At 34.0% G+C, this 13,621-nt stretch carries 10 protein-coding genes; 4 read left to right on the forward strand and 6 right to left on the reverse strand.

Going from position 1 to position 13,621, the window contains the following annotated elements:
• Positions 1–32 precede the first annotated feature (32 nt).
• On the forward strand, positions 33–1,445 hold the full coding sequence (locus ACKU4N_RS01075; protein WP_321319754.1) for a glycoside hydrolase family 16 protein: 1,413 nt from the start codon (positions 33–35) through the stop codon (positions 1,443–1,445).
• 28 nt (positions 1,446–1,473) lie between these two features.
• Here the strand turns inward: ACKU4N_RS01075 and ACKU4N_RS01080 are convergent, their stop codons facing one another.
• Entirely contained in the window at positions 1,474–1,863 is a 390-nt protein-coding gene (locus ACKU4N_RS01080; RefSeq protein WP_321319755.1) for a hypothetical protein, read from the reverse strand.
• Between ACKU4N_RS01080 and ACKU4N_RS01085 the strand changes: the two genes are divergently transcribed.
• Positions 1,862–2,122 (forward strand): hypothetical protein, encoded by a 261-nt coding sequence (locus ACKU4N_RS01085; protein WP_321319756.1) that lies wholly within the window; start codon positions 1,862–1,864, stop codon positions 2,120–2,122. The genes ACKU4N_RS01080 and ACKU4N_RS01085 overlap by 2 nt on opposite strands.
• A 332-nt stretch (positions 2,123–2,454) precedes the next feature.
• On the opposite strand, the gene ACKU4N_RS01090 is transcribed toward ACKU4N_RS01085, so the two are convergent.
• From ACKU4N_RS01090 to ACKU4N_RS01105, 4 genes are read right to left on the reverse strand one after another with little or no spacing between them, the layout of a single operon-like run.
• Complete coding sequence (locus ACKU4N_RS01090) at positions 2,455–5,892, reverse strand: efflux RND transporter permease subunit (RefSeq protein ID WP_321319757.1); 3,438 nt, start codon at positions 5,890–5,892, stop codon at positions 2,455–2,457.
• Positions 5,893–5,903: 11 nt separating this feature from the next.
• Positions 5,904–7,025, reverse strand: coding sequence for an efflux RND transporter periplasmic adaptor subunit (locus ACKU4N_RS01095; RefSeq protein WP_321319758.1), 1,122 nt, complete (start codon positions 7,023–7,025; stop codon positions 5,904–5,906).
• A gap of 29 nt (positions 7,026–7,054) precedes the next feature.
• Positions 7,055–8,401: a TolC family protein gene (locus ACKU4N_RS01100; protein WP_321319759.1), complete on the reverse strand. Its 1,347-nt coding sequence runs from the start codon at positions 8,399–8,401 to the stop codon at positions 7,055–7,057.
• 4 nt (positions 8,402–8,405) lie between these two features.
• Positions 8,406–9,014, reverse strand: coding sequence for a TetR/AcrR family transcriptional regulator (locus ACKU4N_RS01105; protein ID WP_321319760.1), 609 nt, complete (start codon positions 9,012–9,014; stop codon positions 8,406–8,408).
• 289 nt (positions 9,015–9,303) lie between these two features.
• On the opposite strand from ACKU4N_RS01105, the gene ACKU4N_RS01110 reads away from it, so the two are divergent.
• Entirely contained in the window at positions 9,304–10,158 is an 855-nt protein-coding gene (locus tag ACKU4N_RS01110; protein WP_321319761.1) for a hypothetical protein, read from the forward strand.
• A gap of 33 nt (positions 10,159–10,191) precedes the next feature.
• Here the strand turns inward: ACKU4N_RS01110 and ACKU4N_RS01115 are convergent, their stop codons facing one another.
• Positions 10,192–11,850 (reverse strand): AMP-binding protein, encoded by a 1,659-nt coding sequence (locus tag ACKU4N_RS01115; RefSeq protein WP_321319762.1) that lies wholly within the window; start codon positions 11,848–11,850, stop codon positions 10,192–10,194.
• A gap of 278 nt (positions 11,851–12,128) precedes the next feature.
• Here ACKU4N_RS01115 and asnS point away from each other — a divergent pair, with 278 nt between their 5' ends.
• On the forward strand, positions 12,129–13,574 hold the full coding sequence (gene asnS, locus ACKU4N_RS01120) for an asparagine--tRNA ligase (protein ID WP_321319763.1): 1,446 nt from the start codon (positions 12,129–12,131) through the stop codon (positions 13,572–13,574).
• The last annotated feature ends 47 nt before the right edge of the window (positions 13,575–13,621 follow it).

Raw genomic sequence — 13,621 nt, forward strand, 5'->3', positions numbered from 1 at the left:
GAAACTCATTTTATAAAAAAAATAATTTCATTATGGCCTTTTTTTTAGCATACAAACTTCGTAAATCTTCTGATACTGTAGGTATTGAAAATAAAAGAGATACTCTTAGAAAAGACTTTGAAGACTTTAAAGCTTTTTCTGTTTCGGAAGAATTGAAAGATTATTACAATCTTGAAGACTATGTTTTGTCTGAAAAATTCAAATCAAACAGAAAATCAATAGAAAGTAAGAGCTATAAAAAGAGTGATCTTTGTAAGTATGAAAAGGATTTTAAACGTTTTCAACGATCTAAAAAATTCAAAACTTATTTTCGGTTAAAAGGTTCTAATGAATTATCTTCTTTTGAACTAACCAAAATATCAGAAGAAATTTCCCGATTCAAGGAATTGGATTCTATTGTTCACTCGGCGAATTTTAATAAGAAGGAGCAATTGGAAGAATTAAAGGAGTTCAAGTTGATGAAAAATTCTCAGCATATTAAGGACTTTTTTAAGTTTGAAAAATCGAAATCGTATAAAATTTATAAAGAGCTTGAGGATTCGAAAGAACTGGAAGAGTATTTGAAATTAGAGGAAAAGATTAGTTCTGATGAATTCCGGGAAGAAAAAACTGATTTGCTGGATAAAAAGAGATTCGAAAAGACCGATGATTATAAGAAACTTCAGGAATACCTGGCTCTGAAAGAATCCGACAGATACAAAAAGTACTTTGATCTTAAAAATAAAAATCCTTTTGGAGAATTAAACAAATGGGAACTTAGCTTTTCTGAAGAATTTGATTCCAAACAATTGGACGAAGAGAAATGGATCAATAAATATTTTTGGGGTGAGGAACTGCTGAATAAGGGATATAGTTTAAATTCAGATTTGCACACTTTCACCGAAGGTAAAAATATCGATCACTCGGCTTCTTCAATTCTGCTTCAGGCGCGAAAAGAAAAACATCAAGGTTTGTTGTGGAATCCAACAATTGGTTTTGTGCCTAAAGAATTTGATTATACATCGGCAATTATTAATACCGGAAAATCATTTCGCCAAAAATACGGTCGTTTCGAAGCCAAAATTAAGCTGACTAATCCAAATCAGGTTGCTCATTCCTTTTGGATGGTTGGTAATAAAAATTTACCTCATATAGATGTTTTAAAGACTTCCGGCGATGGGAAATTGCTGATAGGAAACTATTGGGGCAATGAAAATAAAATCGATTCAAAGCATGTTAAGATTAAAGGAGTTGATGTTTCAAAAGGTTATTTTATTTACACCTTGGATTGGAATAAAAATGAATTGGTTTGGAAGATAAATGATGTGGTGATAGGAACGCAGACCAAAGGTGTTCCGCAAGACCCAATGTATTTAAATTTTAGTATAGGTATTACTAAAGAACAAGCAAACGTAAATGCTTCCCTCGAAATAGATTGGGTAAGATGTTATAAAATAAAGGAATAAAAAAAGTGCCCCGGTTGCGGGCACTTTTTTAATTTAATGATGTTCCAACATTAAATACACTAAAGTAGTTATCTATTGAATCGGCAAGTTGAGATTTCAGGTCATCCAATTCTTCTTTTTCCATTTCTTCTTCATCCCAATAAGTAAGGATGATGTTAAGGTAATCTTTAATTAGTTCAGGAGATGTTTCAAGACCCAGATCGCTTCTTAGCAACAGGTTGAATTCGGCAAACCACAATAAAGTAATTTTGTGTTCATGAACGGTTCCTTCAACAAATGAACTTAGGGATTTAAATTCCAAAAATTTCTTGATGGTTCGTTCTGAAGCTAAATAATACAATCTGGTTCCTAATTCCAGAAATTCTTTCTGTAGTTTTTTAAAATTACTTTTACTTTTCTTTTCACACAATATCTTCATGAAAAATGCATTAATCCGGAGAAATTCCTCCCGTTTTTCGTTAGAATTGTTTGCTGAAGTATGGGATTCGCCAGATACATTTTTTAATTCTATCTCACCAGAATCCCTTGTGGTATTTCTCTTTTCCTGGATTAAAAAAGAAATTAAGAAAGCGAGTGCTGCCAAGCTTAAAATCTGTAATATGATTGAAGCGATTTCCATGAGTAGTATTATTATAAAGATGGTTAAATATAGTAGAATGTCTGTAACAAGTTTGTAATTAAAAATTTACGAATTATTATGTTCTTACACAAAACAAGAATGTCTGTTTTTATTTATCGATGTTTTTGTTGGACTAACAGTCTGTTTTTCGAGACTAAAAAATGATTTTAAGTTTTTATAAATTTACCAGTAAAATCAATACAATCAGAGCTTTAGCGATTATGTTTACAGGTTGTAATTTGTATCATTTTCTTCTGGGTATTCATTCTTAATTTTGGTTTTTAAATGAAATGTTAGTTGTTTTCAATTAAACAGTATGAATATGTGATATTTTATTTCAAAAAAAAAAGCTGACTCTTTGGCCAGCTTTAATTGGATAAATAATATAAACTATTTTTTCGAAAACATATCGTATAAACGATGTTCGATTTGCGTTGAAAGGCGGAACATTACCGGAGCGATAATTAGGGTTAAAAAAGTTGCAAAACTAAGTCCAAAAATAACAGTCCACGACATAGGCCCCCAAAATGCAGTACTATCACTACCGAATGATAATTGCGGGTCGAATTCACTGAACAAAGTAAAGAAATTAAAATTCATACCTACGGCAAGAGGAAACAGACCAAGAACTGTTGTGATTGCTGTTAGCATAACCGGACGTAATCTGGTTTTGCCTGCGTTGGCTATACAATCAACCTCTTCGACAGAAGTCAAATATTTACGTTGACTTTTATCAATAGTTGCTATTTTGCGCTTTCGCAGTAAATCAATGTAATCGACAAGCACGATCCCGTTGTTTACAACAATTCCAGCAAGTGAGATAATACCAATTCCTGTCATTAAGATAACAAATGGCATATTAAAAATACCTAAACCAAGGAATACACCTATTGTACTGAATAGTACGGTAATCATTATAATTAGCGGCTTAACTGCCGAATTAAATTGTGTAACCAAAATCAAAGTGATTAAAGCAAGTGCAATTAGTAAAGCCTGAGTTAAAAATGCTGATGTTTCATCCTGCTCTTCCTGTTCTCCTGTTAATTTGTGTGTATAACCTTTTGGCATTTCGAAATCGGCTAATACCTCTCTTATTTTTGCATTTATTTCGTTGGCATTATATCCTTCTTCAACATTGGAAAAAATGGTAACAACACGAGTATTATCAATTCTATTGATTCGTTCGTAAGTTGAACCGTAGTTATAAGTCGAAACTGCAGAAATGGGTATTTGAACCATTGTGTTGCTAATCGGACTCATTACATTAATTTTCTGATTCATTAGCGAGGGAACATCGTAACGGTATTTATCTGCTAATCGAAGCATAATATCGTATTCATCTTCGCCATCTTTAAATTTGGATACTTCCAAACCGTATAATGAATTACGAAGTGCACGTGCTACCTGATTGGTAGATAAACCAAATCGTCTCACTTTATCGCGATCAATATTGATCAGCATTTCGGGTTTACCCTGATCCAAATCGAGTTTCAATTCTTCAACTCCAGGAATTCTTTCGTCATCTAATTTCTGTTTAATTCGATTTGCCTGAATAAGTAATTGTTCAAAGTCATCACCCGAAACTTCTATATTTATAGGATATCCAACCGGAGGTCCTTCCGAATCCTTCTCAACAAAAATTTTGGCGCCAACAAATCCTTTAAAATTGGCGGTTAACTGCTTCATTAATTCGGAAGTACTAATTCCGCCTCTTTGTTTGTATTCAACAAAAGAAACAGTTGTTAGTGATTTATTTGCTGAACGTGATCCTTCAAACATACCCCCCTTTCCTGATCCAACATTGGTTGAAATGGAACGAATGATATTTTTGTAAGGTGCCATTGTTTCCTTTACAATCTTTTCTACTTCTACAGATATTTCATTGGATTTATGAATATCGGTTCCCAATGGAAGTTCCATGGTAACGTAAACAGATTTGGGATCGTTATCCGGAAAGAAAACGACTAAAGGTTTGCTGCCAAAATAAAACATGATGGACACAATCATTAAAACAAAAGTTCCCAGAAAGAAAAGTAAGGGACGAATGCCTTTAAGTGCATACCTCAGGGTTTTTTCATAAGAGTTTTCGAGTGCAACCAGAAATTTTAACTGAAACCAACGCGCAAAAGGTTTTAGCACCAGCAAATTTGTTAAAATTAGTATGCCTATGCACGACAGAAGATTTGCCATGAGAAAGGTTTCTGTCAGTCCAAATACTTTAGATACATAAAATGGAAGTGAAGCAATAAGAAAAGATGCTGAAATAATAAGGTACTTTTTTATGGCAAGCTTTTTCGAAATATTGTCGATTTTTACAAAACTGGCTGTAAATACAGGATTAAGAATTAAAGCAACAAATAGCGATGATGACAACACAATGATTAAGGTAATAGGCAGGTATTTCATAAACTCGCCCATGATTCCACTCCAAAGCAATAATGGAAAAAATGCGGCAAGGGTTGTTGCTGTTGACGAAATAATTGGTCCTGCAATTTCGCTCACTCCTTGTTTGGTTGCTTCTAGTTTCGAAAGGCCTTCTTCATGCAGCCGATATACATTTTCAACTACCACAATGGCATTATCTACAAGCATACCTAGGGCTAAAATCAAAGAAAACAAAACCATTTGATTTACAGTGTAACCCATTTGATTGAGAACAATAAATGAGATAAACATGGACATGGGAATGGCCAGACCAGAGAAGAGTGCGTTGCGTAACCCCATAAATAAATACAGGATCAGGATAACCAGTAACATTCCCATAATAATGGAATTCTCCAGATCGCTTACCTGACCACGAACATCTTCTGAAGTATCATCGGTAACAGTCACCAGCAATCCCCGGGGTAAGTTTCCCAACTCTTTCTCTTTCGAGATAATTTTATAAATTTCATCGGTTGCAGCCAAAAGGTTTTCACCGGATTTTTTAGATATTGAAAGAGAAACAACAGGATTGTTATTCAATCTTGAAATGGAGGAAAGTTCTTCATATCCATCTTCAATTTCGGCAACATCCTTAAGGTAAACGACTTTACCATTGGTAACTTTTACAATGGTATTTTCGATTTGCTGCATGCTGGCGTAATCAGCACTGGTGCGGATACTTCGTCGGGTATTATCAGAGATTAATGTTCCTGCACTAACTGTAACATTTTCATCGCCAATGGCAATCTCAATGTCTTGAAAGGAAACACCATTTGCTTCCATTTTGTGCAAATCGGCATTGATCTTGATTTCTCTTTCATCAACTCCTTTGATATCAGCCTCAGAGACTTCAGGCAAGGCTTCAAATTTATCCTGAAGATCTTCGGCAAATCCTTTTAGGTCATCCAAGCCAAAATCACCTGATAGGTTGATATTCATAATGGGAAAATCGGCTATATCAATGTCCTCAACAATTGGATCTACGTCCAAATCGTCAGGCAATTCGCTTAAGGATTTATCTACCTTATCTTTAGTGTCCTGAAGAGCCTGTTTTACGTCTACGTCGGTGTTGAATTCAACAACAATTAAACTCATATCCTCGTAGGATGCTGAAGACATCTTCTTTACTCCTTTTAAGGATTTTAATTCTTTTTCTATTGGCCTGGTTACCAGATTCTCTATATCAACAGGAGAGTTCCCTGGATAAGGAGTAGAAATTAGAATGTTCGGAATTACTACTTCGGGAAAATATTCCCGAGGCATGCTTTGGTACGAAAACCAACCAAACATGCAGAGAATTGCAGTTAGAATAAAAATGGAATTCTTATTTTTTAATGCCCCGAATGTTGGTTTAAACTGCCTTTTATTTTCTTCGGCAGAGTTTGTATCTTTGATGTTATCCATTTTATTTGATATTATTTGGTGCTGATCAGCGATCCGTTCACAACTTGAGAAAACCCATCTGTTATAATTTGGTCACCCAGCGAAAGACCAGATTCAATCATCGAAACATTGTTGTAAGTTTTGGAAACATTAACATATGTTTTTCTTGCCACAAGGTTTTCCCCTTCTTTTTTAGCTATGTACAGGTAGTTTCCTTCAAAATCTTTTTTAATAATGATTGAAGGAACAACCATGGCATCCTGAACTTCATAATCTTTGATTTTAATTACTGAAATCAAATTTGGCTTGATCATGTGTTTTGGATTGTTAAGGTTGATTCGAATTTTGAAACTTCTGTTTGCAGGATCAACTACATTTGATGTGCGATTGATATTTGCTTTGGTTTGGTAATTGATAGCCGGGAAATCCAGTTGGGCATTTTCTCCTGCTTTAATAAAGTTTAAGAATGTTTCAGACACATCAGCTTCAACATAGACTTTATCGATATTTACCAACTGTACGAATGGAATAGAAGGGCCCGCTAATTCTCCTTTTTTCTGATGTATTTCATCAACAATACCGGCAAAAGGAGCTTTGATAATTGCCATATCCTTTTGTGCTTCTAAGCCTTCTAAGTTACGCTCCAAGCTTTCTTTATTGGCTTTTGCCTGCAAGTACTCTATTTCAGAACCTATTTTTTGATTCCATAAGCGCTCTTGTCTTTCGAAGATAGTTGTGATTAAAGCAAGATTAGTTTTTACTTCATCAATACTTCTTTGTATCTGAGCAGTATTCAGTTTTCCTAAAATATCTCCTTTGTTCACATGTTGACCTTCAATGACATTAATCGAAATAATGTTTCCCGATGTTTCCGGCGTAATTGTGATGTTTTTGTCGGCTTCCACATTACCGGTTACTTGTATGTAATGTTCAAATTTTGATGTTGCTAATTTTTCAACAATCACATTAATTGTTTCTTCTTTGTTATTTGAACTTCGAATTTCATTTTCCAAATCAGAGATTTTGGTTTTTAAAATTGAGAGTTCTGATTTATACTGTTTTAATTGTTCGGCTTTGTTCTCATTTTTTTCCACGTTCTTTGCAGAACAGGCAAAAAGTAATGGAATAATACAGGCTATAAGTAAGTTCTTCATTTTATAATATTTTTTGTGGGATTTTAGTATTACAATTTACCCAAGGCTTTTTCAAATGCAATTTTCGAGTTTAAAAGCGAGAGTGTCGAATTAATATATGCGGAATGCGAATCCAAATATTGTTTTTCATTTTCAGATAGTTCAGTACTGGTAGAAATTCCTTCCTTAAATTTGATTTGGGTTCTATCGAATATTCGTTTGGCGATTTTTAAGCCTTCAATATCATTTTCATATTTCTCCTGAGCATTCAACAAGTTGGTAAAAGATAGAGTTACATCCATTTTAAGATTTTGTTGAGTCATCTCCTGTTGATTTTCCAGCTTCATAAAATTGATTTTCTCTTGCTTAATTCTTGAACGCTTTTGGCCTGCCGAAAAAATCGGCATTTTTAATTGAAATCCAAGAACTGAAGATTTGAACCAGGGAACATCAGATTTGAATACATTGGTATAATCTGAACTGGTGTTTTTACCATAGTTGTAAAAAGCAGAAATAGTTGGTAAATAAGCCGCTTTTTCATTTTTTATAATCAATTCCTGTGCTTTTAATTGGGTCTCAATAATTCTGAAATCAATATGATCAGACATATTAAAATTCGAAATTACCGGCGATTCTGTTCTAATAGGATCAACCAGTTCTTCCAGGCTATTGGTCAACTCAATTTTTCCATCAATTTCTATCCCTAAGCCAAATTTTAATATAATTAGTGAAGTTTGAATAGCTCTTTTGGCATCTGCTAATTGATTTTTACTGGTGTTAAGCATCAGACGGATTTGATCTACATCCAATTCTTCTCTAAAACCATTTTGATGATATGCATCAGTTTCGGTTAGGAGTTTCTGATTAATTTCGAGATTTTCCTGAATGGTTTTGTAATTTTCTTCGGCAACCAAAACGGTAAAATAGGCTTGAGATACAGTATTTTTAATCTCAATTTCTGATTTTTCTTTTTGATTATGAGAAAGTTGTACAAAAACTTTGGCAGCCATTGTTCCAACAATATAAGATCCGTCGAAAATTTTCTGACCAACACTAAGGGAAGCAGAGCTGGTATATCGCTGACCAAATTTAATTGGAGTATAAGTTCCCGGTGTGCCTCCAAAAAATTCAGAAGGAAGTAAGGAAACAGATAAATTTAGATTATTGTTGTAATCAAGTGAAGCATCAATTTGAGGCAAACCATCGGCAATTGTTTCCCAAACCTTTTTTCGGGCCACTTGTAAATCATATTCGCTTGCTTTTACCGAGTATGAATTCTCCAAAGCGTACTGTTGTGCTTCGGCTAAGGTAAGCTTTAAGTTGGATTCAGTTTGTGCTTTTGTGGGAGTACCGAGTCCAATAAAAATCACCATTAGTGATAGTAGGATATTTTTCATTGTATTATTTAAATTTATTTTTAAAATATTCAATTCCTTTATTTGTACAAATACCATAAAGATGATAGAGGGTCAATTCTCTGTGCATATCTTTATTAAAAACTTCTTCGCTCGAAAATACCTGATATTCTGTTGTGTTAAGATTCAAATAAAAACTCACCAGATTCTTACTAACAAATTGGATATTTAATTCAGGCCGGTATAAGCCTTCGTTAATTCCCTTTTGCAGATTATAAAGTAATTCTCTTTGAAATAGTTTTATCTTCTCATCTTTAAAATTATTCCAAATCTCAGGGTAATATTTTTTCAAATCATAGTCCAGAGAATCACATTTTTTAAGAATCTTCTCATTAATAAAACTAAAAAATTCAAAATATTGATCGAGGGCGTTTAAATTGATAATCTGATCAGATTTGAACGAAAACTGGGGATTATTAATATCCCATTCGCAGGTTTCATTTATTAGTTCATTTTTGTTGGTGAAATAATTGTATAATGTTTTTTTAGACATACCCATTTTTGAAGCAATGTCATCCATGCTTATACTTTTAATGCCATATTGAAAAAATAAAGCCCAGCTAGTTGTAATGATATTTATTTTTTGCTCATTCATGATGCAAATATAAATCAATTAAAAACTTTGGAAACTATTTTAGTTTTAAAAGTTTCCAGCTCGTCCGTTAAATTTTGTTAACACTTAAGTTATTTTAAATGCATAGGTTTTTCGTTGTAAAAATAAAAATATAGATCTTGTTTTATTTCAGATCAACTTATTAGGTAACACTTCATATTTTATCGGTAAAAGGATTGATACAAACTGTTTTGCAGAAAAGGATTTTTTGTATTGGCAGACTAAATACTAAAACGTGAATTTTGTGGTTATTTAAGGAAAGATGATTTGTATGAAGAATTTATTATGGCTTTTTTTGCTGCTTGTTGTCGGCAACAGCATGGCTCAAGTTTCCTTGGTTGGAGGAGAACGTATTGATTATTTCAGCAGTTGGACTGAACGGGGAGCTAAGGTGGTTCCCTCGGGTGAAATACATCTAAGTGCATTGGCTGTAAGTAGATATGGAAATTATCCCAAAACGGAAATTAATTCTCAGTTATTACTATTTCCATTTGCTCCTAATATTGGAGTAAAGCATGAATGGTTCGGACAAAACACAATCGTTTCGACCCAACACAGTTTGTATTATCCTACGCCTGGTCTTAAATGGGCAAGAAATAGTGGATTTCAAGATCAAATCCCCGAGTCGGCAGTAATTCCGCATATTTTCACCTTTAGAAATGAATTGATTGTTAGTCATATAATTAATCCCCAGCCTAAAGATTGTTTTATTAAACTTCCCGATTTAGTACTTACAGGAAGGCTTGGTTTTGATTTTTCGTTAACAACAGGAGACTCTCAATTACCATTAATGGATTATCATTTTTTATATCACAGAACAGCATCCTATCATAACAATCAAAAGCTTTATTTTATGGGAGTAGAGTTGGATGGGAATGTTTACCGGAATTTTAATTTTTCGCTTAATGCAGATCTTTATTCTATCAATTTTAATGGCGAATGGGCTGCTGAGAGTCAAGGGAAGATCCATTGGCACCGCGACAGCAAATTTTCTGTTTCGGGTGGTTATAAACTATGCTACCTAGACACCAGTTACGGCTCCCAGTTTTTAGCGATGCCGGTTATCGATTTTGTCTTTAAATTGAATCACACAACCCGCCTTCAGAATGGTTTATTTAAAAAATAGAAATCCATTCTTTAAAGGAATGGATTTCTATTTTTATTCGTGATACAAACTAGTGTACAAATATCTTTTTATATTTCTTTTGGGAGTTTTCTTAAATTCCTCGGGAAATACAATAACCCGTGATATTTTCATATAGGCAGGAAAGCTTTTGTTTAAAATTTGCTTGTCCTTATTAAGAGCTTCTTCAATTTCGTCTTTGTTTAATCCTTCCGCATCACAAGCTTCGTAATCCGGATAGATCAGTGCAATTAACTTGTGATCTTTATCATCAGTAACAATTGATTCCTGAATAAACGGCATATTATTTAAGCATGCTTCAATTTCTTCCGGATAAATATTCTGTCCTGATGGACCAAGCAGCATATTCTTACATCTGCCTTTGATGTATATGTTATCGTCTTTATCAATGATTCCAAGATCACCTGTTCCCAACCAACCGTCTTTATCAAGGGCTTCTTTTGTAGCTTCAGGATTTTTGTAGTAGCCCTTCATTACGTTGGAGCCCTTCACCTGAATTTCACCAACAATATTAAATGGGTCATCAGATTTGATTCTAACCTGCATACGATCAACTACTTTCCCACAAGAATGTGCACGAAATTTACTGTTTGGGCTATAACTAATTAGTGGACCACATTCCGTCATTCCGTAACCAACAGAAAATGGGAATTCTATTTTAAGAAGAAAATCTTCCACTTCTTTACTTAAGGCCGCGCCTCCAATAATCACTTCTATAAATTTCCCGCCAAAGGTTTCTGTGAGTGAATTTCGAATTTTCTTATAAATTTTCTTTTCCAATAATGGGATCTTAAGCATCAGTTTCACTCTTCTGCTTTCCAGGGCTGGTAATATTCTTTTTTTATAGATCTTTTCCATAATAAGAGGAACCAAGCAGATTAAGCGAGGTTGCACTTCCTGAAAAGCCTTGGTGATTAACTGTGGAGTTGGTACTCTTGAAAGAAATATAACATGACAACCACAACAGAATTCGGTAAGGAATTCGAACATACAGCCGAATACATGTGCCAATGGCAAAAATGAAACTACCTTGTCTTGCGGGCGTAAATCAATATGGTCGAAGCCGATTTGTATATTCGAATACAGTGACTCATAGGCCAGCATTACTCCTTTCGAAAATCCCGATGTTCCTGATGTATACGATAAAACAGCAATATCTTCATCTTTAGGATTGGCGTAATCCAGTTTGTTTTTATCTACCTTATTTTTTAGTGATTCTGCATTGGCTTTTTCAACTGCTTTTTTCAATTTGTCGCATGATGAACAAAAAACATTAAAGTCTTCCAATGAAATGATACCTTTCAGTTTTTTAATTTTTGAATCATCAATTTTATTGAAAATATTTTCGGTTGTAAAAAGTAATGTAGATTCGGAATGGTTAACAATGTGATGAATATCGCTGGAATTAAAATCGGGGAGAATGGGTACTATTACAGCTCCATAAGTTATGGTTCCTAAATAAGTAACGGCCCAATTGTTTAAATTGCGACCAATAACTGCAATTTTGTCTCCTTTTTTTATTCCTAACTCCTTAAAAAGAAGATGCATCCAATGTATTCTTTGGGCTACTTCCTGATAGGTAATAGTATCTTTCTGGTAATTAGTAAATGCAGGTTGCTCCCAGTTTTTATGTATAGTTTTGCTAATTGAATTTATTAACTTATTCTGATTCATATAGTTACTAGATTGTTTGAAGGCCTTAAAGATACTATTCCTAATAAAAAATCATAATGATACTTGCATTAAATTCCTTTGAGGTTCAAATAAGTATCATCAAATCAATCGTTTGCGTTGGCGTTTTAATGTTGAAAAAAAAAGGTATTTAGGTTTATTAAGGGAATTAATATCCAGTTTGTCTTACGATTTTAGGTGATTATTTATTTAATAAGACCATAATTGAATCCAATTTTATATTTTTGTAAACTTATTATCTCATTAACCAGTAATATAAAATGGAACAGAAAAGAATAAAGATCAAGAACCTGTTGGTTTCGAATGAAGTTGGCAGTGAAGTAAATGTGAAAGGTTGGGTTAGAACTAAGCGTGGAAATAAGCAAATTAATTTTATCGCCTTAAATGATGGTTCTACGATTCAAAATCTTCAGATTGTTGTTGATGTTCCTAATTTTAATGAGGATTTATTAAAGAAAATTTCTACAGGAGCAGCTATTTCTGTTGTTGGAGAGGTTATCGCATCGCAGGGAAGCGGACAGAGTGTTGAGGTTTCTGCAACAAAAATTGAGGTTTTAGGTGTTGCAGATCCGGAGAAATATCCACTTCAACCAAAGAAACATTCTTTGGAATTTTTGAGGGAAAAAGCACACTTACGTTTTCGTACCAGTACGTTTAGTGCGGTTTTCCGTATTCGTCATGCAATGGCTTTTGCGGTGCACGAATTCTTTAATAAAAAAGGCTTTTTCTATATGCATACCCCACTTATTACAGGTTCGGATGCTGAAGGTGCCGGAGAAATGTTTAGAGTAAGTACTTTAAATCCTAAAAATCCACCTTTAAACGAAGATGGAAGCATTAATTATAAGGAAGATTTCTTTGGAAAAGAAACGAACCTTACAGTTTCCGGTCAACTGGAAGGTGAATTAGGAGCAATGGCTTTGGGTGAGATTTATACATTTGGTCCTACATTTCGTGCCGAAAATTCAAATACAACCCGTCACCTGGCTGAGTTTTGGATGATAGAGCCGGAAATGGCATTCTATGATATCAACGATAACATGGATTTGGCCGAAGAGTTTTTGAAGTATATGATTAAATATGCTTTGGACAACTGTATGGAAGATCTTGAATTTTTGAGTAAGAGATTAAAAGAAGAGGAAAAAGGAAAGAAAGCTGATGAACAATCAATGGAATTGATTGAGAAGTTGAAATTTGTTTTGGAGAATGATTTTGTTCGTTTAACTTATACTGAGGCAATTGATATTCTTCGTAACTCCCAGCCAAATAAAAAGAAGAAATTTCAATATCTGATTGATGGTTGGGGAGCTGATCTTCAATCGGAGCATGAGAGATATTTGGTAGAGAAAAAATTCATGAAACCAGTTATTTTGATTGATTATCCAAAGGAGATCAAATCTTTTTATATGAAGCAAAATGAGGATGGAAAAACGGTAGCTGCTATGGATATTCTATTTCCTGGAATTGGGGAAATTATTGGAGGTTCGCAGCGTGAGGAAGACTACGATAAATTGGTAACCCGTATGAAAGAAATGGGTATACCTTCTGAAGATATGGACTGGTATCTGGATACCAGAAGATTTGGAACAGCTACACACAGTGGTTTCGGATTGGGATTTGAGAGAATGATGTTGTTTGTTACTGGAATGGGTAATATTCGTGACGTAATTCCTTTTCCCAGAACACCTAAAAATGCTGAGTTTTAAAAGGGTAAAAACAAATGATATAGAAAACCGTATTACATATGTAGTAC

This window comes from Labilibaculum sp. (genome assembly GCF_963664555.1).
GTDB lineage: Bacteria > Bacteroidota > Bacteroidia > Bacteroidales > Marinifilaceae > Labilibaculum.